The organism is Allobosea sp. TAF32 (genome assembly GCF_052113585.1).
In the GTDB taxonomy this organism is placed as follows: Bacteria; Pseudomonadota; Alphaproteobacteria; order Rhizobiales; family Beijerinckiaceae; genus Allobosea.
In genome coordinates, this window is record NZ_JBFRDM010000004.1 from 138060 (window position 1) to 159191 (window position 21132).

Genomic DNA, 21132 nt, shown 5'->3' on the forward strand with positions numbered 1-21132 from the left:
GGACTGTGGGGAATAGGGCGGCATGACCGATGTTCTGAACTGGAGCCTCTCCGGCTCGGCAACGCTGATCGCGCTCGTCGTCGGCTATCTCTTCGGCTCCATCCCCTTCGGCATCATCCTGACGAAGCTCGCGGGTGGGCCCGATCTGCGCAGCATCGGCTCCGGCAATATCGGCGCGACCAACGTCCTGCGCACCGGCAACAAGAAGCTCGCGGCCGCCACCCTCGTAGGCGACATGCTGAAGGGCACGGTGGCGGTCATCGTCGGCTCGCGCCTGCTCGGCGGGCCGGAGGCGGCGCTGGCCGCGGGCATCGGCGCCTTCCTCGGCCATCTCTTTCCGGTCTGGGTCGGCTTCAAGGGCGGCAAGGGCGTCGCGACCTATCTCGGCGTGCTGATCGGCGTGAAGGCTTCGATCGCGCTTGTTTTCGCCGCGATCTGGCTGAGCGTCGCCTATCTCTCGCGCTACTCTTCGCTTTCGGCGCTGGTGGCCAGCCTGCTGACGCCGCTGCTGCTCTGGTTCTGGGCGGGCATGCACCAGGCTGCCATCGTCATGGCTATCCTGACGGTGCTGCTCTGGATCATGCACCGAACCAATATCGCCCGGCTGCTCTCCGGGAGCGAAGGCAAGATCGGCCAGAAGGGCTGAGCGATATGGCGGCTGGCATCGTCCTCTCCGATCGCCAGCGTCTCGATTGGTTGAGGCTGATCCGCAGCGAGAGCGTCGGCCCGCGGACCTTCCGTTCCCTGATGAACCGCTTCGGCGGAGTTGGTGCTGCGCTTGAGGCCCTGCCGGAGCTCGCCCGACGAGCTGGCCGTCCGATCCGCATCTGCCAGCCTGCGGAAGCGGAACGCGAGCTGGAAGGCTTGCGGCGTCTCGGCGGACGCCTGATCGCGCTCGGCGAAGCGGAGTACCCGGTGCCGCTGCAGGCGATCGATTCGGCGCCGCCGCTGATCGCGGTGCTCGGACAGGTGCAGATTCTCCAGAAGCCGGCGGTTGCTCTGGTCGGTTCCCGCAATGCCTCCGCGGCGGGGATGAAATTCACCGGCCGGCTGGCGCGCGAGCTCGGTGAGGCCGAATTCGCCGTCGTCTCCGGGCTGGCGCGCGGCATCGATACGGCCGCCCATCAGGCAAGCCTCGAAACCGGGACCGTCGCGGTGCTCGCCGGCGGGCTCGACGAGATCTATCCGCCGCAGAACATCTCCCTGGCGGAGCGCATCGCCGAGCGGGGCGCCGTCATCAGCGAGATGCCGCTCGGCTGGGTCGCCAGGGCCCGCGACTTTCCTCGGCGCAATCGACTCGTCTCCGGCCTTTCGCTGGGCACCGTGGTGGTCGAGGCGGCGCGCCGCTCCGGTTCGCTGATCACGGCGCGCTTCGCCAACGAGCAGGGGCGGCTGGTCTTCGCCGTGCCCGGCTCGCCGCTCGACCCTCGCGCCGAAGGCGGCAATCACCTGATCCGGGAGGGTGCGATGCTTTGCGCCGAGGCTGCGCATGTCATCGAGGCGCTCGCGCCGTTGCGTCGGCAGGACCCGGCCTCCTGGCTCGATCACTCGGCGCTGCGGGAGGCGCCCGGCGAGCCGGCGAGCGAGGCGATGTGGGACGAGCTCGATCTGCCGGAGGTGGCACCGGCACCGGGCTTCGTGCGACATCAGGGGGATTTCGATCCTCCGCCATCGACCGAGGAGGTCGGGGGGGCCGTCTTGCCGCCGGGCCTTGGTCGCCTCGTGCTGGACCTGCTCGGACCGACGCCGATCGCGCCCGATGACCTTGTCCGTGCGAGCGGTCATGCCGCGCGCGAGATCAGCCGGATTTTGGCCGAGCTGGAACTCGAAGGGCAAGTGCGCCGTCACCCCGGTGGAGCTTTGTCGCGGGCGCGCTTCTGATCTTCTCCTTGCTCGGAAGGCCGAGGCCTACTGGGCCTTGCCGTTCGATTTGGCCTGGCGCTCGACTTCGGCCGATGCCTCGATACGGGTCATCTCCAGGAAATAGGACAGGATCTCCAGCTTCGTTGCGCGCGCCATGGTCCGCAACTCGGCGGCCATGCTCTCGATGAACGCCGCCGCCTCCAGCGCGGTCATCGGCCGGTCGGGAGTGTCGCCGTCCCGCTCATCGCCGTCGGGTTCGGACGGAACCAGCTTCTGCGCCTGAACCAGCTTACGCGCTTTTGGCTTCATGCGCATGGATACCTCGTCTGGCAGGCGCGGAACGCGTCCGGAGGCGTCTCCTTCGGATATGCACCTATAAATTGTATTCTCGTAAAAATTTCAAGCTCAGGTCGCTCATCGTAGGAGGAGCACGGCGACGGGGAGCGTCGCGAGCGCCAGCAGGGTCTGAAGCGTTGTGATCTCCGCCATCAGCGGTGCGTCGCCGCCAAGGTCGCGGGCGAGGAAATAGGCGGCCGTGGCGGTCGGAACGGCGCCGGCGACGATCGTCATGGTCAGGGCCGGGCCGGTGACGCCGAACCAACCGGCATAGAGCCAGGCCGCAGCTGGCATCACCACGAGTTTCAATCCAACGGCGACCCAATGGGCGAGGCGAGGGCGCGCGAGCCGGTTCAGATCGAGCGCGGAGCCCACGACCAGCAGGCCGATGCCGAGGGAAGCCCGCCCCAATACGTCGAGATAGCCGGTGAAGGCCGAAGGCAGCATCCACTGGGCCTGGTTGAAGGCAAGGCCCACGGCGGATGACCAGATGAAGGGGTTATACAGGATCGAGCGCACGGTGGCGCCGACGCTCATCGGCTTGCCGTTGGCGAAGCGCGCGAGGATGAGGACGCACATGACGTTGAGCAGGGGGATCATCGCGGCGACCGCGATCGCCATCAGGGTCGCGCCGTTGCGGCCTTGCAGTCCGGCTGCCAGCGCCAGCGCGACGAAGGTGTTCCAGCGGACCGAGCCCTGGAAGATCGAGGTGAAGGCAGGCCCGTCGATGCCTGCTTGCGCCAGGAGAGGCCGGGTCAGCAGGAGACATGCTGCGACGCTGAGAATGGCGAGGACGAGGCTCGCCCCCATGGCAACGACCGGTACGCCACGCAGATCGGCCATGGCGAGCGTGTGGATGACGACGGCCGGAAACAGCACCTGGTAGGTCAGGCGCTCGACGCCGAGCCAATGCGAGGGCGAAACGAGGTTTCGGGCTTTCAGGACCCACCCGGTCGCGATGACGAGGAAAACGGCGATCAGGCTGTCGAGCATGGCAGACCGGCAAGATGGGCAGGAACAACGGTTCTCGCCGGCAGTTGATGCGGCGAGTATCGACCAGCCTGTTCCATGGCGGCCCGCCGCCGGCAAGGGCGTTGATGGAGACCCGTTGTGTCTCTGCCGCAATGCCGCCGCGATTGGTTCAGGTCGCATTCAACCGGATCGAGCGAACCTGCCGTCATGGTTCGGGACGGTCCCGACGAAGGAGATGCCGTCATGATCTCTCTGAGCAAGACATTCGCCATCGCGTTGACTGCCGCAGGTGTGGCGGTGGGCAGCTTCGCGGTTCCTGCCATGGCGCAGGAGCAGCGTCTGTTCGATGCAACCCGGCTCGACAAGGCGCAGGCCGGCTATACGCAATACTATCGCGGTTATCGTGGCGGTTATCGCGGCGGGTATTACCGCGGCTGGCGCGGCCCCTCGCGCGGCGCAGCGATCGCGGGGGCCGTCGGCCTCGGCATCCTCGGCGCGGCGGCCGTCGCGGCGAACAACCGCGCCTACGCGGCGCCGTACTACGATGAGTACTACGCGCCTCCGCCGCCGCCGGTCTATGCCTATCCGCAGCGCTACTATGCGCCCTATGGCGGCTATTATGCTCCGTATGATTTCCGCGATCATCGCTAAGGTCGCGGCTTGAAGCGCCTTGCAAGGCCCGCGCAATCTGCGCGGGCCTATTTTTGTGGGTTTGTCAGGGAAATCTTCGCGATTTGACGCCAGAAGATGGCGTCACTGATGTTTGGACGATTGAGGTATCACCGAAATGGCTCCCCTTCGAGATGTTCTGATCGCCGGGCTGGGATTGGCGATGGCCGGCTGGGGCAGCGTTCAGCCCGCCTCAGCGCAGTATTACGCCGGCCCCAACTACGATCGTTCCTATGAGCGTCGCCCCGGCGACGGCTATGAGAGTCGCGGCTACGGACGCAACGATGACCGCAGGGATTGGCGCGACGATCGGCGCGGTTACGGTCGCGACGATGCGCGGGGCGACCGGCGCGACGATCGTCGTCCCGGCTACGATGGCGGGCGTCGCCAGCAGGACCCGATGGCGGGCATGACGATGGAAGAGCGGAAGCGCGCCATCAAGAACGAGCGCGAAGCACAGAAGAAGGCGTTCAAGCGCGGGCTTCTGTTCAACTGAGCTTCTCGGAAAAGCGCCTCATATTTGAGGCGCTTCCTTCAGTCGAACGCGTCTTGCTCGCCTTCCAGCGGCGCGAGCCGGCCCAGCCTGTCGAGCGCACCCTGCAGGATGTAGGCGGCGGCCATCTTGTCGACGACCGCTGCGCGCTTGGCGCGCGACGCGTCGGCATCGAGCAAGGTGCGTGTTACGGCCATCGTGGACATTCGCTCGTCCCAGAACACGATCGGCAGGTCGGTCAGGGGGGCGAGGTTGCGCACGAAGGCGCGGGTGGACTGCACGCGCGGCCCCTCCGTGCCGTCCATGTTGAGCGGCAGGCCAATGACCAGCCCGGCCACCTGATGCTTCCCCGCGATCTTCAGCAGCGCCGCGGCGTCGAGCCCGAACTTCACCCGCTGGATCGTCTCAAGCGGCGTCGCGATCTGCCGCTCCAGATCCGACAGCGCGAGCCCGATCGTCTTGGTGCCGAGATCGAGGCCGAGCAGGCGCGCATGCGCCGGCAGGTCGAGGAAGGCTTCGAGCGGGACGACGGCGCTGGTCATGGCGTGGCGGTATCACGCGCAGCCCCATCTCGCGAGCGATACCTTTACCGATGGTCCCCGCGAATGCCGGTTTCCCGGCAGCTGTAGCGTCGATGCCATCGCCTATCTGCGATGATCGGGCTATATCGGCGCGCTCGGAGCGGCTCTGCCGCTATTGGAGGATTTTCTGCCGTGGCGGCGCGCATCTCGCTGCAAGTTCCCGACAAGGACCTGCTTGGCGCCTATGAGGCTGCGCTGCGCGCAGGCTGGTCGCCCAATACGACGCGCAACGTCGCGCCCGAGCAACTCGCCGCCATAGCCGCCGATCCCGACGCCTTCCTCGCCGAAATTCGTGGCGGCCCGGGACGTGTGAGGCTGCCGGATGGCCGCGAGGTCGATCGCATTCCCGGCCCGACGCGCTGGATCTTCGCCGAGGATCGGCCCGAGCGGCCCTTCATCGGCTCGATCAACCTGCGCTGGCAGGAGAAGGATGGACGGCCCATCCTGGCCTTGCCGGAACATGTGCTGGGCCATATCGGCTACACCATCCTGCCGGCATTCGCCGGCCACGGCTACGCCACAGCGGCGCTCGCCGGGATGCTTGGCGTCGCGCGCGAGGCCGGTCTGCCGGAGATCACCATCACCTGCGACGTCGAGAACCACGCCTCGCGCCGCATCATCGAGAAGAACGGCGGGCGATTGATCGAGACCTTCGTCGCGCCGCTCTACAGCCCCGATCCACGCCTTCGTTTCATCGTCAGCACGGCACCATGACCGACATCGTCATCACCGAATTCATGGACGACGCCGCCGTCGCCAATCTCAAGGCGCGCTTCGCTGTTCATTATGATCCCGAGCTCTATGCCGATTCGGATGAGATGGCGCGGCTCTTCGCCGATGTCCCGGCCGTGATCGTGCGCAACCAGACGCAACTGCGTGGCAAGGTGCTGGAGGCGGCCAAGGCGCTGAAGGTGATCGGGCGCCTGGGCGTCGGCCTCGACAATCTCGACATGGAGACTTGCGCCGCTCGTGGCATCCGCGTCTTCCCCGCGACCGGCGCCAACAGCCTCTCCGTCGTCGAATACGTCATCGGCACGACGATGACGTTGTTGCGCGGCGCCTATTTCGCCAATGCCGCGATGGTCGCCGGCGAATTCCCCAAGACGAAGCTGATTGGCCGCGAGATCGCCGGCAAGCTGATGGGCCTCGTCGGCTTCGGCTCCATCGCCCGCGACGTCGCCCATCATGCCCGCGCTATCGGCATGGAGGTGGCGGCCTACCATCCGCGCTTGGCCGTCGATGATCCCGCCTGGAGCGGCGTGCGGCGGCTGGAGTTCAATGAATTGCTGGCGCAAGCCGACGTCATCAGCCTGCACGTCCCGCTGACCTCGGAAACCCGCGGCATGATCGACGCGAAGGCCTTGGCCCGGATGAAGCCGGACGCGATCCTGATCAACACGGCGCGCGGCGGCATCATGGACGAGGCGGCCTTGGTCAAGGCGCTCAAGGCCGGCAAGCTCGGCGGCGCGGCGATCGACGTCTACGAGCAGGAGCCGCTTGGCAAGGACGCGGCCAAGGTTTTCGCTGGCGCACCCAACCTGATCCTGACCCCGCATATCGCCGGTAACACGGTCGAGTCGAACGGGCGCGTGTCTGGGCTCGTGGCCGAGAAGGTCATGGCGGCGCTGGAGGAGCGGATTTAGGGTGTAGATTGGAGCGAGTGGCCGCTTCCAACCCATAACGGCCTTCACCTATCTGGAAACGCGCATCCAAGATAACCGAGGCGGAACCAACGCAGAGGTCGTTATGATCGATTGGATGCCAGACGCCCTGAAGCGCCTACTCGATACTCTGTTGCGATCCTCAGCCCCAACTTCATCGGCAAAGAAGCCCGCAGAGCCTTACGTCGGAAGCGGAGGCCTCGTTTTCGGCTCTGATCTCTACAATCAAGTCAGGGAAGAGGATCGGAAAAGGAACCTCGCACAGCTAGCCGAGGACGCCGAGGCCGCACGGAAACTGCGTGATCTTCCCAATAGCTGAGGAGACCGATTTCGACCCAAAGCAGACGCTGTTTGGTCAGTGCGCCCTCAAACTTGCCACCATAACCTCACACAAAATCAAACCGATCGACATCGACCAGCCCCTTGTCGGTGATCTTGAGATGCGGGATCACCGGCAGGGTCAGGAAGGCGACCTGCAGGAAGGGCTCGGCCAGCACGACGCCGAGCGCCTTCGCCGCGGCACGCAAGCGCTCAAGATCGTGCCGCACCGCCTCGAAGGGCTGCTCGCTCATCAGCCCTGCGACCGGTAGCGCCAGTTCGGCCGTGACTTCGCCGCCATCGGCCACGGCGAAGCCGCCGCCGATCTCGATCAGGCGGTTCGCCGCCGCGGCCATCGAGGCCTCGTCGACGCCGACGACGCAGAGATTATGGCTGTCATGGCCGACCGAGGAAGCGATGGCGCCGCCCTTCATGCCGAAGCCATGGACGAAGCCTGTCGCGATTCCGCCGTTCTTGCCGTGACGCTCGATCACCGTGACCTTGATCGCATCCTGCGCGAGGTCGGGCAGGGCCTCGCCGTCGCGCGAGGGCAGGGCCATCGACAGTCGTTCGGTGATGATCCGCCCCGGCACCACGCCGATCACCGGCGTCGCGCCGTCGCGGGCCTTAACAGTGAAATCGGCGGGGGCGAGCTTGCGGCTCTTCACGCTGCCGAGCCCAACCGGGGGGATCGTCGCCCGACCCGCGAACAGTGCTTCCTCGACCAGCCGGCCCCCGGTCAGAACCTGCTTCACCGAGCAGGCAGCGAGGTCCTCAACCAGTACGATATCGGCGCGCTTGCCAGGCCCGATGAAGCCGCGATCGAACAGCCCGAAATTCCGCGCCGCCGAGAGCGAGGCGATGCGATAGGTCGCAAGCATATCGGCGCCCTCGGCGATGGCGGTGCGGATCATGTAGTCGAGATGGCCTTCCTCGCCGATGTCGAGCGGGTTGCGGTCATCGGTGCAGAAGGCCAGGAAGGGCGAGGCGTCGCGCGAGATCAGCGGGATCAGCTGATGCAAATCCTTCGAGACCGAGCCCTCGCGGATCAGGATCGCCATGCCCTTGGCGAGCTTCTCGCGGGCTTCGTCGGCCGTCGTCGTTTCGTGGTCGGTGCGGATGCCGGCGGCGAGATAGGCGTTGAGGTCAATCCCGCGCACCAGCGGGGCATGACCGTCGATATGGCGATGCGAGAAGGCTTCGAGCTTGGCGAGGCAGCCGGGGTCGCGATGGATCACACCCGGAAAGTTCATGAACTCGGCGAGCCCGATCACCTTGGGATGGTCCATCATCGGCGTGAGGTCGCCGGCCTCCAGCGCCGCCCCCGCCGTCTCCAGATGCGTCGCCGGCACGCAGCTCGACAGGTTGACGCGCAGGTCCATCCGCATCGCCTCGGCGCAGGCGAGGAAATAGCGGATGCCCTCGACGCCGAGCACGTTCGATATTTCGTGCGGGTCGCAAATCGCGGTGGTGACGCCATGGGGCAGCACGCAGCGCTCGAATTCGAGCGGCGTCACCAGCGAGGATTCGATGTGCAGATGCGTGTCGATGAAGCCGGGCACGGCGAACAGGCCCTTGGCGTCAATGACGCGCTTGCCCTCGTAGGTTCCGTAGGTCCCGACGATGGTATCGCCGCAGATCGCGATATCGCTCTCGACCAGCGTGCCGGTGACGAGGTCGAGGAGCCTTGCGCCCTTGATGACGAGATCGGCCGGCTCGTCGCCATGGCCCTGGGCGATCCGGCGGGCGAGCGTGGCGGCGTCCGTCATGGGGCGATTCCGTGGGTTCGTCATGGCGCCAGCCTGCCTCTCTCCGGCTAGATTGTCGACTTGGTCGGCGGCTCGGATCGGCCTAGATAGGGGCCGGCATCTCGAAAGCCCGGAGCCTTCGCATGAAACTCACCTGGTACGGCCACTCCGCCTTCCGCGTCGATATCGACGGCGCTGCCATCCTGATCGACCCGTTCTTCACCGGGAACCCAGCCTTTGAGGGCGACGTCGCGGCGATCTCCAAGGGCGTCAGCCATATCGTCGTCACCCACGGCCATGGCGACCACGTCGGCGACACGCTCGATATTGCCGGGAAGACCGGCGCGACGGTCATCACCAATTACGACCTCGCCATGCATCTGGCCTCGCAGGGGCTGAAGAACTTCAGCCCGATGAACACCGGCGGCACCGTCGATCTCGGCCCGTTCAGCCTCACGCTCGTCCGGGCCGATCACTCGGCCGGCATGGGCGAGGGCGGTGTCAACGTCCCCGTCGGCAACGCGAATGGCGCGATCATCAAGGCCAGGGGCGAGAAGACGCTCTGGCACATGGGCGACACCGACATCTTCTCCGACATGGCGCTGCTCAGCGAGATCCATGGCGTCGAGGCTTGCATCTGCCCGATCGGCGACCGCTTCACCATGGGCGGCAAGGTCGCCGCGCTCGCCATGACCCGCTTCGTCAAGCCTAAGGTGGCGATCCCCAGCCACTACGGCACCTTCCCGATCATCGACCAGAACGCCGACACCTTCGTTGCCGGCATGCGGGGCAGCGGCATCGAGGTCGTCCTGCCGAAGAAGGGCGAGGCTTTCGCGATCTGAGCCGGAGAAACCGGCCTGATCGCTCAATGCTGATTTACGTTTGCCCGTTCGCCGCGCTATAGCGCGGCGAACCGTTTTCCGCGCGTGATCCGCGCCCTGTCCAGGAGTCCGCCATGTCGGTCGATCTCGCCACCGTCAAACGCGTCGCGCATCTCGCGCGCATCGCTGTGCCGGAGGCCGATCTGCCCAAGCTGCAAGGGGAGCTGAACGCGATCCTCGGCTTCGTCGAGCAGTTGAACGAGGTGAATGTGGATGGCGTGGAGCCGATGACCTCGGTGACTCCGATGGCGATGAAGCAGCGCGAGGACGTGGTGAACGACGGCGAGATCGCCGATACGATCATCGCCAACGCCCCGGTTTCCGAGGACAACTATTTCATGGTGCCTAAAGTCATCGAGTAGCGCGCGTTATCGTTCCCCGTCATTGCGAGCGTAAGCGAAGCAATCCGGGGGGACCTCGAGTGCTGCCGCTCCTGGATTGCTTCGTCGCTGCGCTCCTCGCAATGACGGTTCCGCCGACTTGAATTCAATCGGATATCGACCGTGACCGATCTCACCCGCCTGACGCTGACCGAGGCCCGCGACGGCCTGAAAGCCAAGACCTTCTCCGCCACCGAGCTGACGAAGGCGCATATCGCCGCCGTCGAGAAGGCCCGCGCCCTCAACGCCTATGTGCTGGAGACGCCGGAGCACGCGCTGAAGCAGGCGGCCGCCTCCGACGAGAAGCTCGCCAAGGGCGAGGCGGGCCCGCTCGAAGGCCTGCCGCTCGGAATCAAGGATCTCTTTGCCACGGAGGGCGTGCGCACCACGGCCTGCTCGAACATCCTCGGCAATTTCGTGCCGGCCTATGAGTCGACCGTATCGAGCCAGCTCTGGCGCGACGGCGCGGTGATGCTCGGCAAGCTCAACAATGACGAGTTCGCCATGGGCTCGTCGAACGAGACCTCGGCGTTCGGCAATGTCGTGAACCCTTGGCGTCGTGAGGGCTCCAATGTCGGCGCGGGGCAGGGCGGGGCTGTCGAGGGCAATCACCTCGTGCCGGGCGGCTCCTCCGGCGGTTCGGCCGCCGCCGTTGCCGCCGATCTCTGCCTTGCCGCAACCGCGACCGACACCGGCGGCTCGATCCGCCAGCCCGCCGCCTTCACCGGCACGGTCGGCATCAAGCCGACCTATGGCCGCTGCTCGCGCTGGGGCATCGTCGCCTTCGCCTCCTCGCTGGATCAGGCCGGGCCGATCGGCAAGAGCGTGCGTGACTGCGCCGTGATGCTGCGCTCCATGGCTGGCCACGACCCGAAGGACACGACCTCGGTCGACGCGCCGGTGCCGGACTACGAGGCCGCCATCGGCCGCTCCGTGAAGGGCATGAAGATCGGCATTCCCAGGGAGTACCGGCTCGAGGGCCTGAACGCCGAGATCGATGCGCTCTGGCAGAAGGGCATCGAATGGCTCAAGGCCGCCGGCGCCGAGATCGTCGAGATCTCGCTGCCGCATACGAAATACGCCCTGCCGGCCTATTACATCGTCGCCCCGGCCGAGGCCTCCTCGAACCTCGCCCGCTATGACGGTGTCCGCTACGGCCTGCGCGAGCAGGGTAAGGACATTGTCGAGATGTATGAGAAGACCCGCGCTGCCGGCTTCGGCGCCGAGGTCAAGCGCCGCATCATGATCGGCACCTACGTCCTCTCCGCCGGCTACTACGACGCCTATTACCTGCGTGCCCAGAAGGTCCGCACTTTGATCAAGCGCGACTTCGAGACCGTCTATGCGCAGGGCATCGATGCGGTGCTGACCCCGGCGACCCCCTCGGCCGCCTTCGGTATCGGCGAGAAGGGCTCGGCCGATCCTGTCGAGATGTATCTCAACGACGTCTTCACCGTGACCGTGAACATGGCGGGCCTGCCCGGCATCGCCGTGCCTGCCGGCCTCGACGCTCAGGGCCTGCCGCTGGGCTTGCAGCTCATCGGCCGCCCCTTCGATGAGGAGACGCTGTTCTCGCTCGGCGAGGTCATCGAGCAGGCCGCCGGCCGCTTCCCGGTTTCGGAGCGCTGGTGGGGCTGAGGGGCGCCCGCGGTTATGCGCGGGCTTGACCCGAGCATCTCGGGCCGAAGGAGGCTCTTCGCCTTCTCATCGTGAGATTCTCGGGCCAGCGCTTCGCTCCGCCCGAGAATGATGCCTCAGGAAAAATAAAAAGGGCCGTGCGAGCGGCCCTTTTTCGTGTCTGCAGTCGGGGGCAGGGCGGCGGCTTGGAAAGCCGCCGCCGTCACCTTCAGCCATGCGCTCTGGTCGGCTGCTGCTGTGCAGCGGCTTGCGCCTTGCGCTTCTTGCCACCGAGTTCCGCCAGCCAGCGCACCATCACATAGAACACCGGCGTGAAGATCAGGCCGAAGAAGGTGACGCCCAGCATGCCGGAGAACACCGCGATGCCCATCGCCTGGCGCATCTCGGCACCGGCGCCAACCGAGATCGTCAGCGGCAGAACGCCGAGGATGAAGGCCATCGAGGTCATCAGGATCGGCCGCAGGCGGGTCCGGGCGGCGGCGATCGCCGCGTCGCGGCGGTGCATGCCTTCCTCCTCCGCCTGCTTCGCGAACTCGACGATCAGGATCGCGTTCTTGGCGGCGAGGCCGACGAGCACCACGAGGCCGATATCGACGAGAATGTTCCTGTCGAGATTGGCGTAGTTCACGCCGAACATCGCGGCCAGGATGCACATCGGCACGATAAGGATGACCGAGAGCGGCAGGAGCCAGCTTTCATAGAGCGCTGCCAGCAGCAGGAAGACGAACACCACGGCAAGCCCGAAGGCGATGATCGCCGTATTGCCCGCGAGCTTCTCCTGCAGCGCGATCTCGGTCCATTCGAAGCCGAAACCTGCCGGCAGCCGCTCCGCCGCGATCTTCTCGACCGCCGCGATACCCTGTCCCGTCGAGTAGCCATGCGCCATCGAGAGCTGCACTTCGGCTGCCGGATAGAGGTTGTAGCGCGGCACGCGATAGGCGCCGGTCGTGTCGTGGAAGGATGCGATCGAGCCGATCGGCACCATCTCGCCATCCGCGTTGCGGGTCTTGAGATTGGCGACGTCGCGCGTGGTCAGGCGGAAGGGGTTATCCGCCTGCGCGGTGACGCGATAAGTCCGGCCCAGCAGGTTGAAGTCGTTGATATAGGCGGAGCCCATATAGATCGACAGCGTCTCGAAGATGCGCGTGATCGGCACGCCGAGCATCTCCGCCTTGGTGCGGTCGATATCGGCGTAGATCTGCGGCGTCTTGGTCGAGAACAGCGTGAACGGCTGCTGGATGCCCGGAACCTGCCCGGCCGAGCCTGCGACGATCCAGGCCGCGCCTTCGAGCGCCGTAAGCCCGCGCCCGCCACGATCCTGCACATAGCCCTTCAGGCCGCCGCCGGTGCCGATGCCCGGGATGGCAGGCGGCTCGATCAGCAGGGTGAAGGCTTCCGAGATGCCGAACATCTGTTGCCGGAGATCGGCGAAGATGCCCTGCGTCGTCAGCCCCTGCTTCTCGCGGTCCTTGAACGGCGCGAGCGTTACGAAGGCGACGCCGGTATTCGGCGCGATGGTGAAGGTCGCGCCGTCGAGACCGGCGAAGGCGACGGTATGAGCCACGCCGGGGCGGGACAGCAGGATCTCGTTGGCCTTGCGCAGCACGGCGTCCGTACGCTGCAGCGAGGAGCCAGGCGGCAGCTGGAGCACGGCGATGAAATAGCCGCGATCGAGCTGCGGCACGAGGCCGGTCGGCGTCCTCCGGATGTCCCAGACCGTCGCCGCGATCAGGCCGGAATAGACGATCAGCAGGATCACGGCGATGCGGATGAGGCGCGAGGTGACGCGGCCATAGGTCCGCGACAGCCAGTCGAAGCCGGCGTTGAAATAGTGGAAGAACCAGCGGACCGGTGCACCCAGCTTGTAGAAGAAGCCGTGCTGCTCGTTCGGGTCATGCTTCTTGTGCGCCTTCAGGAGCACCGCCGACATCGCCGGCGAAAGCGTGAGCGAGACGAAGCACGAGATCGCCGTCGAGGCTGCGATTGTCACCGCGAACTGCTGGTAGAAGGTGCCCTGCAGGCCGCTGATGAAGGCCGTCGGGATGAACACCGCGCACAGCACGAGCGCGATCGCGAGCAGTGCGCCGCCGACCTCGTCCATGGTCTTGTGCGCAGCCTCCTTGGGCGTCAGGCCCTCGGCAAGGTAGCGCTCGACATTCTCCACTACCACGATCGCGTCGTCGACGACGATGCCGATGGCGAGAACCAACGCCAACAGCGAGATCGTGTTGAAGGAGATGCCGACCGCGCTCATCACCAGGAAGGTGCCGACCAGCGAGACCGGGATTGCGACGATCGGAATGATCGCGGCGCGCCAAGTCTGCAGGAACAGGATGACCACGATCACGACGAGCACGATCGCTTCGAGCAGGGTATGCACCACCGCGTCGACGGATTCGCCGATGAACTCGGTCGGGTTGTAGATGATGCGATGCTCGAGGCCGGTCGGGAACTGCTTGGCCATCTCGTTCATCGTCGAGATCAGCTTGTCCGAGGTCGCGAGCGCGTTCGAGCCCGGACGCTGGAAGACGCCGATGGCAACGGTGTTCCTGTTATCGAGATAGGCGTTGGTGGTGTAATCCTGCGAGCCGAGCTCGACGCGCGCGATGTCGCGGACCCGGATCGTGCCGCCATCGGCATCGGAGCGTACGACGATGTTCTCGAACTCGGAGACATCCGTCAGGCGGCCGAGGGTGTTGACGGAGAACTGGAAGGCTTCGTCCGACTTTGCCGGCGGCTGGTTGAGCGCGCCTGCCGCGACCTGGACGTTCGCTGCTCTGAGCGCTGCCACCACATCGCCTGCCGTCAGGTTGCGGGCCGCGACCTTGGCCGGATCGAGCCAGATGCGCATCGAGAAGTCGCGGGCACCGAAGACTTGCACGTCGCCGACGCCGTCGACGCGGGTGAGCACGTCCTTCACGTAGAGCGAGGCGTAGTTCGAGATGTACTGCGCGTCGCGCGACCCGTCCGGCGAGATCATGTTGATGACCATCAGGAAGTCGGGCGAGGCCTTGCGCACCTGCAGGCCGAGCTGGCGCACATCCTGCGGCAGGCGCGGCTCCGCTTGCGAGACGCGGTTCTGCACCAGAACCTGTGCCTGGTCGATGTCGACGCCGGCCTTGAACACGACGTTGATCGTCACCCGCCCGTCGCCGGTCGATTGCGAGGTGATGTAGAGCATGTCGTCGACGCCGTTCACCTCCTGCTCGATCGGCGTCGCCACCGTGGCGGCGACGACCTCGGCCGAGGCGCCCGGATAGGTCGCGGTGATCGAGACGGTCGGCGGGGCGATCTCGGGATATTCCGAGATCGGCAGGCCGCGCTGGGCGATGGCGCCGGCGATCGTCAGCAGCACCGAGAGCACGGTGGCGAAGATCGGCCGGTCGATGAAGAAATGGGCGAAGCGGAACATGGAAACGTCCTGTCCGGAAAAGGCGGGCGGACGCCCGGTGGCGCCCGTGTTTCAGTGCCGGGCCGTGACGGCCCGGGAAGCGGGGCACCGGCGTTGGAAGAGCCGGTGCAGGACGCGTTCAGTTCGTCGTCGCGACCTTGATCTCGCCCGGCTGAGGCGTGACGGCGACGCCGGGACGGACCATCGGATTGGCGTTGCCGCCGATGATGACCTTGTCTTCAGGCGTCAGACCGGAGCGGATGACCCTGAGGCCCTCGCTGATCGGCCCGAGCTCGACCGATTTCGGCACGACCTTGTTATCTGGCCCCACCGTCAGCACGATCTTGTGGGCCTGGTCCGAGGCGATCACGGTGTCGGGCACGAGCAGCGCATCGGCCTCGCCGGCGAAGAAGCGCAGGCGGCCGAACACGCCGGGCGTCAGGAACTGGTCCTTGTTGTCGAAAACGGCGCGGCCGCGGATCGTGGCCGAGCGTGCGTTCACGGCGTTGTCGACGAAGTTGACCTTGCCGCGGCGGCCCCATTTGGTCTCGTCCGACAGCTTCACTTCGACAGGCACGCCGGCATCCTTGTCCGAGCCGCTCCGCAGGCTGGCCATGCGGGAGTAGCGCAGGAAGTCGGCTTCCGAGACATCGAAGGTGAAGTAGATCGGCGAGACGGCGACGATGGTGGTCAGCAGCGTGGCGCCTGACTGGCCGCCGGCGATCAGGTTGCCCGGGTCGACGCGGCGGTTCGAGATGCGCCCGGCAAGCGGCGCGCGCACCTCGGTCCATTCGAGGTTGAGCTCGGCGTTCTTGAGATTGGCCTCGGCTCCCTGCAGGGAGCCGACCGCGCTGTTGAGGTTGGCGCGGCGCTGGTCGACGTCGCGGGCCGTGATCGTGCGGTTCTGGGTCAGGCCCTCGGCGCGATCGACCTCGTTCTGCGACAGCTCGACCTGCGCCTTTGCGCGAGCGACCTCGGCGCGCGCCACGTCGACGGCCAGTTTGTAAGGCCGCTGATCGATGGTAAAGAGCAGATCGCCCTTCTGGACGAGCGAGCCGTCGGGGAAGTGCACGCTGTCGATGAAGCCGGAGACGCGGGCGCGGACTTCCACCTGTTCGCTCGCTTCGAAACGCCCGGTGAACTCATCCCAGTTGGTGATGCGCTTGGCGAGAGGGGGCGCGACCTGAACCGGAGGGGCCGGCGGAGCTCCCTGGGCGGCAGCGTCGAACGAGGTCAGGCCGGTCGACGTGGCAACAGCGGTGAGCACCAGGCCGATGAAACGGCTGCGTGACATGACGGAACTCCGAATGACGGGCCTGCGCAACATAGCGGATTTTGCGGCCTTTGGCGCAAAAAGGGATGATGACTGACGAATGTCAAGATCCATCACCCGTCAATTTGCGCGATATTGCGCCACATAAATCATATTCCTGCCATTTGGTTGCAGGAGCGCAACGGCACTGCACCATGCAGCCGAGTTTCAGGGCAGGCCTGCGAAGCAACGGACGCTTGCCGCAAGCCCGCCGACATCGTAACGCGTAGGCGACCATTTCAGCCGGAAGATCACAGATGAATGCGCATGCCCGCCCCGCCGACCCGAAGAAGCTGATCAAGGGCGCGACTGGTGATTGGGAAGTCGTGATCGGCATGGAAATCCATGCCCAGGTCACCTCCAATGCCAAGCTGTTCTCCGGCGCCTCGACCGGTTTCGGTGCCGAGCCGAACGAGCATGTCAGCCTTGTCGACGCTGCCATGCCCGGCATGCTGCCGGTGATCAATGCCGAATGTGTTCGCCAGGCCGTGCGCACCGGCCTCGGCCTGAACGCGCAGATCAACAACCGCTCGGTCTTCGACCGCAAGAACTATTTCTATCCGGACCTGCCGCAGGGCTACCAGATCAGCCAGTACAAGAGCCCGATCGTGGGCGAGGGCGAGATCGTGGTCGATCTCTCGACGACCGAGCAGATCACCGTCGGCATCGAGCGGCTGCATCTCGAGCAGGATGCCGGCAAGTCGATCCACGATCAGCATCCGACGATGAGCTTCGTCGATCTCAACCGCTCGGGCGTGGCGCTGATGGAGATCGTCTCGAAGCCGGACCTGCGTTCGTCGGAAGAGGCGAAGGCCTATGTCTCGAAGCTGCGCACCATCCTGCGCTATCTCGGCACCTGCGACGGCGACATGGAGAAGGGCAACCTGCGTGCCGACGTGAACGTCTCCGTGCGCAAGCCGGGCGACGCTCTCGGCACGCGCTGCGAGATCAAGAACGTCAATTCGATCCGCTTCATCGGCCAGGCGGTCGAGACCGAGGCGCGCCGCCAGATCGGCATCATCGAGGATGGCGGCACCATCGACCAGGAGACACGCCTCTACGATCCCGGCAAGGGCGAGACGCGCTCGATGCGCTCCAAGGAGGAGGCGCATGACTACCGCTACTTCCCCGATCCGGACCTGCTGCCGCTCGAATTCGACGACGCCTTCGTCGAGAGCCTGAAGGGCGCGCTGCCCGAATTGCCCGACGCCAAGAAGGCCCGTTTCATCGCGGATTACGGGCTCTCGCCTTACGACGCCTCGGTGCTCGTCGCCGAGCGCGACCAGGCGGATTATTTCGAGGCGGTGGCGAAGGGACGCGACGGCAAGGCTGCGGCGAACTGGGTCATCAACGAGCTGTTCGGCCGCCTCAACAAGGAAGGCCAGGACGTCACGACCTCGCCGGTCTCGGCCGCCCAGCTCGGCGGCCTCGTCGACCTGATCGGAGAGGGCGTGATCTCGGGGCGCATCGCCAAGGATCTGTTCGAGATCCTCTGGACCGAGGGGGGCGAACCGCGCGCGATCGTCGAGGCTCGCGGCATGAAGCAGGTCACCGACACCGGCGCCATCGAGAAGGCGGTGGACGATCTGATCGCCGCCAATCCCGACAAGGTCGAGCAGGTCAAGGCCAAGCCGACCATGCTGGGCTGGTTCGTCGGTCAGGCGATGAAGGCCTCGGGCGGCAAGGCCAATCCGCAGGCGCTGAACGAGATCCTGAAGAAGAAGCTCGGCATCGAGTGAGTTGGATGCGGGAGCGCCTGTGGGCGCTCCCGCCTTTCCGGCTCAGCCGCAGTCCGGGCATGTCTGCAGCAGGACGCCGCCGGCCTGCTTGCGCAGCTTGCGGGCGGAGTCCTTCGCGTCGGCGACGATCTTGGCAACGTCATAGCCCACCAGGCGCCCGGCGCGCTTGACGATGCGTCCGTCGATCATGACCGTATCGACATTGGACGGATCGGCCGATTGCACGATCGTGGTCTCGATCTGGCCGAGCGGCGCCATGTTGAGGTCGCTCGTCCGCAGCAGGATGATGTCGGCCCGCTTTCCGGGGGTGAGGGAGCCCGTGACATCGCCCAGGCCGAGGCTGATCGCGCCGTTGATCGTGGCCATCCGGATCACCTCGGCAAACTCGATCGGCTTCTGGCCGGCCGATGGCGTGCCCTGCCAGGGAACGCCGAGATTCCAGGTCGTGCGCATGATCTCGAACATATTCGGCGCGCCGATCAGGCTCGCGTCGACCGAGAGCGACAGCATCACGCCGGCCTTGCGCATGAGCATGAGAGAAGCACGGTAGTCACCGGCGCGCCCCAGCCGCATTTCCGATATCGTCGCAAAGCTGAGAGGCGTTTTCGTCCGCGCCAGGACTTCGAAATCCGCCTCGGTGCCGGGCACATAATGGCAGAACAGGAAGTTGGGCCCGAGATAGCCGCGCTGCTCGAAATCGGCGGCATTGTTGAGGTTCGGCGGCGATTGGCCGGCATGGGTCGCTACGCGCAGGCCGTTCTTCAGCACCCATTGCATCTCTTCGTGGAAGGTCTCGGGCTTGCTCGGACCCATTCCGCGCAGGTTGACCGCGAAATGGACGAGCCCGTCCATCTGTGAGCCGGCGCCGAACCACTTGTCCCGCGTGCGCAGGATATCGTCATAGGCGAAGGGCTTGCTGGCATCCAGCAGATCGGCATGCCCGTAGGCGAAGCGCGCCCGAAGCAGCGAGTCGCGATGCGCCGTCAGCTCGGCATCGGCATGGGCGGCCGAGCGGGTATTGTTCGACCAGTTATGGACCGTGGTGACGCCGTTGTTGGCGAGCTCGGCCAGCCCGAGCATGACGCTGTTGTAGCCGTCCTGCGGCGAGAGGTATGGAGAAATGGCGTTCTTCGCGGGAAAGTAGCTGAAGCCGTTGTCACCCGGAAAGTTGCGACCGAGCGCGCTCCACATGTGGTAATGCGTATCGATCAGGCCGGGCATAACGATCATATCGCTGGCGTCGATGATCTCGGCTCCGGGTGCCTCGATCCCCTGGCCGATCCTTTCGATGACGCCCTCGCGGACCAGGACGTCTCCTTTCGGCAGCGTGCCGAGCGAGGGGTCGACGGTCATGACCGCGCCGTTGCGGATGAGGTACGTGCCGCGCCGGATATCCGGCCGGTTTGAGGAGATGCTTTGCGCTCGGGCGGACCCGATGATGGCAGGCGATACGATCTCGGTGCAGGTCAAAGCCCCGAGGGTCAGCCCCCGGGTGAATGTGCGTCTCGTCAGCTTCATATTGCGAAATCCCCTCTTCGGCCATTTGGCCTGTTGCTGTTTCCCTCCTCAGCGCCCTCCCGGCGTTGGATATCGGGGCGGCCGTCTCAAGCCGCTTCCGTGGTCTTGTCGACCATTTCTTGCCCGTCATCCCTGGGTGGAGTGGTTAGTGTTGCGGGCGGCTTCTGAGCAATTGACGATCTTGTGAAATCGATCAGGAGTTCGATTGCATCATCAACGCGCTGGCGCCCTCCAAAGATCAGAACCAAGTCGCTCTCTGCGGCCGCGTGTCGCCTGTCGCGCAGTCGGCCCTCTGACCTATGCGAGCGGGATTTCGGCCTGTTGCTGTTCCAGCGCGGGACGGTCCGCATGCGAAGAGCGCGATCGCTTGTCGACACTCCGTCCGTGCCCATGCGAAAAAGCTGGTTCGCACGTCTTCTCGCGATGCTCTAGGCTCCCGCTGCGCAGGCGATTCCCGCGACGTGGCGTGAAGGCCTGGCGCGTCTGCGAAGGAATGCCCCGTGACGCCCGCAGGTCTCGTCATTCGCGATACCGAAGCCGCCGATGTCCCGGCGGTCAGGGCGCTTTTGGTCGAGACCTGGCATGCCACCTATGACGGCATCTATGGCTGGCAGCGCGTCGCCGAGATCACCAATGCCTGGCATTCGCTGGAGAACCTGCGCAGCCAGCTCGGCCGCGACGAGGGGATCTTCCTCGTCGCGTTGATCGGCGAGGAGGTCGTCGCCACCGCCTCGGCACGGCAGGAGCGCGATGGCGCGGCCCTGCTGACGCGGCTCTACGTCCTGCCGGTCTGGCAAGGCGTCGGCATCGGGCGGACGCTGCTGCAGGTCGCGCTCGCCTGCTTTCCGAAGGCGCCGGTCGCGCGCCTGGAAGTCGAAAGCCAGAACGAGCCGGCCATCGCCTTCTACGAGCGCATGGGCTTCTTCCTGCAGCGGCAGGCGCGCTTCGACGGCCGCGACGACACGCCGAACACGCTGCTGATGGCGAAGCGCCTCTTCGTCGAGTAAGCCCATCCGCCGCCACGATTGACCGCCACAGCCTGAGCCGAAAGCCGAAGCGATGACCCGGACGCCTGTCTCCGCCGCCGAAATAACCATTCGCCGCGCCCTTGCGGCCGATGTGGCCCGCATTGCCGAACTCATCATGCTCGGTGCCGCCGCGCCGACGATGACACCGGAGGAAATCCGCGCCGAGGCGCAGCATCCCGGCTATGCCGAGGCCTTCGCCGAGATCGATGCCAGCAAGGACAATGCGCTCTTTGTCGCCGAGCGGGCGGGCGCGGTCGTCGGCACCTTCCAGGTCACACTGATCCCCGGGCTGATCGCGCGCGGACGCAGGCGCGGCAAGATCGAGAGCGTCCACGTCGCGCCGGAGAGCCGCGGCCTCGGCATCGGAGCCGTGATGATCAGGCACGCACTCGCCTTCGCCGAAGCAAGCGGTGTCGGGCTGATCGAGCTCAGCTCGAACAAGTCACGCATCGATGCCCATCGCTTCTACCGCAACCTCGGCTTTGACCAGAGCCATGAGGGTTTCAAGAAGCAGCTCGGAAGCTGAAAAGGTTACACGCCGACAGCACATGGCGCGGTCGCGTCGGGGGCAATCCCTTGCCCCTTCCGGGCGTGCGGTGCCGCC

General features: G+C 65.7%; 19 protein-coding genes. 12 read left to right on the top strand and 7 right to left on the bottom strand.

The features are described from left to right. Nucleotides 1-22: 22 nt before the first annotated feature. A complete protein-coding gene (gene plsY / locus AB4Z16_RS10605) occupies nt 23-646 on the top strand; it encodes a glycerol-3-phosphate 1-O-acyltransferase PlsY (RefSeq protein WP_441511309.1) in 624 nt (207 codons plus the stop codon). Between the two features lie 5 nt (nt 647-651). Continuing rightward, nucleotides 652-1881, top strand: coding sequence for a DNA-processing protein DprA (gene dprA / locus AB4Z16_RS10610; RefSeq protein WP_441511310.1), 1230 nt, complete (start codon nt 652-654; stop codon nt 1879-1881). Between the two features lie 27 nt (nt 1882-1908). Here dprA and AB4Z16_RS10615 read toward each other — a convergent pair whose 3' ends face one another. Together AB4Z16_RS10615 and AB4Z16_RS10620 are read right to left on the bottom strand one after the other, a co-directional pair. Continuing rightward, the gene (locus tag AB4Z16_RS10615) at nt 1909-2178 is read right to left on the bottom strand and encodes a hypothetical protein (protein WP_441511311.1); all 270 of its coding nucleotides are present in this window, start codon (nt 2176-2178) and stop codon (nt 1909-1911) included. A gap of 99 nt (nt 2179-2277) precedes the next feature. Further along, the gene (locus tag AB4Z16_RS10620; protein WP_441511312.1) at nt 2278-3192 is read right to left on the bottom strand and encodes an AEC family transporter; all 915 of its coding nucleotides are present in this window, start codon (nt 3190-3192) and stop codon (nt 2278-2280) included. 222 nt (nt 3193-3414) lie between these two features. On the opposite strand from AB4Z16_RS10620, the gene AB4Z16_RS10625 reads away from it, so the two are divergent. Both AB4Z16_RS10625 and AB4Z16_RS10630 read left to right on the top strand, forming a co-directional pair. Then, the gene (locus AB4Z16_RS10625; RefSeq protein WP_441511313.1) at nt 3415-3822 is read left to right on the top strand and encodes a hypothetical protein; all 408 of its coding nucleotides are present in this window, start codon (nt 3415-3417) and stop codon (nt 3820-3822) included. Nucleotides 3823-3958: 136 nt separating this feature from the next. After that, nucleotides 3959-4336, top strand: a complete 378-nt coding sequence (locus AB4Z16_RS10630) for a hypothetical protein (protein ID WP_441511314.1) — start codon at nt 3959-3961, stop codon at nt 4334-4336. Nucleotides 4337-4374: 38 nt separating this feature from the next. Here the strand turns inward: AB4Z16_RS10630 and ruvX are convergent, their stop codons facing one another. Beyond that, on the bottom strand, nt 4375-4875 hold the full coding sequence (gene ruvX / locus AB4Z16_RS10635) for a Holliday junction resolvase RuvX (protein ID WP_441511315.1): 501 nt from the start codon (nt 4873-4875) through the stop codon (nt 4375-4377). A gap of 171 nt (nt 4876-5046) precedes the next feature. On the opposite strand from ruvX, the gene AB4Z16_RS10640 reads away from it, so the two are divergent. Together AB4Z16_RS10640 and AB4Z16_RS10645 are read left to right on the top strand one after the other, a co-directional pair. Further along, nucleotides 5047-5628 carry a GNAT family N-acetyltransferase gene (locus tag AB4Z16_RS10640; RefSeq protein ID WP_441511316.1) on the top strand — a complete coding sequence of 194 codons (582 nt, stop codon included), beginning with the start codon at nt 5047-5049 and terminating at the stop codon, nt 5626-5628. Then, complete coding sequence (locus tag AB4Z16_RS10645) at nt 5625-6557, top strand: hydroxyacid dehydrogenase (RefSeq protein ID WP_441511317.1); 933 nt, start codon at nt 5625-5627, stop codon at nt 6555-6557. The genes AB4Z16_RS10640 and AB4Z16_RS10645 overlap by 4 nt, the downstream gene beginning before the upstream one ends. Nucleotides 6558-6961: 404 nt before the next feature. On the opposite strand, the gene ade is transcribed toward AB4Z16_RS10645, so the two are convergent. After that, on the bottom strand, nt 6962-8662 hold the full coding sequence (gene ade, locus AB4Z16_RS10650; RefSeq protein ID WP_441511318.1) for an adenine deaminase: 1701 nt from the start codon (nt 8660-8662) through the stop codon (nt 6962-6964). A 122-nt stretch (nt 8663-8784) separates the two neighbouring features. Here ade and AB4Z16_RS10655 point away from each other — a divergent pair, with 122 nt between their 5' ends. The 3 genes from AB4Z16_RS10655 to gatA all read left to right on the top strand — a co-directional run bounded on the left by AB4Z16_RS10655 (nt 8785) and on the right by gatA (nt 11540). Then, on the top strand, nt 8785-9483 hold the full coding sequence (locus AB4Z16_RS10655; RefSeq protein ID WP_441511319.1) for a metal-dependent hydrolase: 699 nt from the start codon (nt 8785-8787) through the stop codon (nt 9481-9483). A gap of 113 nt (nt 9484-9596) precedes the next feature. Continuing rightward, nucleotides 9597-9884: an Asp-tRNA(Asn)/Glu-tRNA(Gln) amidotransferase subunit GatC gene (gene gatC, locus AB4Z16_RS10660; protein WP_441511320.1), complete on the top strand. Its 288-nt coding sequence runs from the start codon at nt 9597-9599 to the stop codon at nt 9882-9884. 141 nt (nt 9885-10025) lie between these two features. Next, nucleotides 10026-11540, top strand: a complete 1515-nt coding sequence (gene gatA / locus AB4Z16_RS10665; protein ID WP_441511321.1) for an Asp-tRNA(Asn)/Glu-tRNA(Gln) amidotransferase subunit GatA — start codon at nt 10026-10028, stop codon at nt 11538-11540. Between the two features lie 208 nt (nt 11541-11748). Here the strand turns inward: gatA and AB4Z16_RS10670 are convergent, their stop codons facing one another. Continuing rightward, on the bottom strand, nt 11749-14952 hold the full coding sequence (locus AB4Z16_RS10670; RefSeq protein WP_441511322.1) for an efflux RND transporter permease subunit: 3204 nt from the start codon (nt 14950-14952) through the stop codon (nt 11749-11751). A 118-nt stretch (nt 14953-15070) separates the two neighbouring features. Further along, nucleotides 15071-16225 carry an efflux RND transporter periplasmic adaptor subunit gene (locus tag AB4Z16_RS10675; protein WP_441511323.1) on the bottom strand — a complete coding sequence of 385 codons (1155 nt, stop codon included), beginning with the start codon at nt 16223-16225 and terminating at the stop codon, nt 15071-15073. Nucleotides 16226-16500: 275 nt separating this feature from the next. Here AB4Z16_RS10675 and gatB point away from each other — a divergent pair, with 275 nt between their 5' ends. Continuing rightward, complete coding sequence (gene gatB / locus AB4Z16_RS10680) at nt 16501-17982, top strand: Asp-tRNA(Asn)/Glu-tRNA(Gln) amidotransferase subunit GatB (protein ID WP_441511324.1); 1482 nt, start codon at nt 16501-16503, stop codon at nt 17980-17982. A gap of 42 nt (nt 17983-18024) precedes the next feature. On the opposite strand, the gene AB4Z16_RS10685 is transcribed toward gatB, so the two are convergent. After that, the gene (locus AB4Z16_RS10685; protein ID WP_441511325.1) at nt 18025-19335 is read right to left on the bottom strand and encodes an amidohydrolase family protein; all 1311 of its coding nucleotides are present in this window, start codon (nt 19333-19335) and stop codon (nt 18025-18027) included. 665 nt (nt 19336-20000) lie between these two features. Between AB4Z16_RS10685 and AB4Z16_RS10690 the strand changes: the two genes are divergently transcribed. Both AB4Z16_RS10690 and AB4Z16_RS10695 read left to right on the top strand, forming a co-directional pair. Continuing rightward, complete coding sequence (locus tag AB4Z16_RS10690; protein ID WP_441511326.1) at nt 20001-20507, top strand: GNAT family N-acetyltransferase; 507 nt, start codon at nt 20001-20003, stop codon at nt 20505-20507. A 52-nt stretch (nt 20508-20559) separates the two neighbouring features. Then, complete coding sequence (locus AB4Z16_RS10695; RefSeq protein WP_441511327.1) at nt 20560-21054, top strand: GNAT family N-acetyltransferase; 495 nt, start codon at nt 20560-20562, stop codon at nt 21052-21054. The last annotated feature ends 78 nt before the right edge of the window (nt 21055-21132 follow it).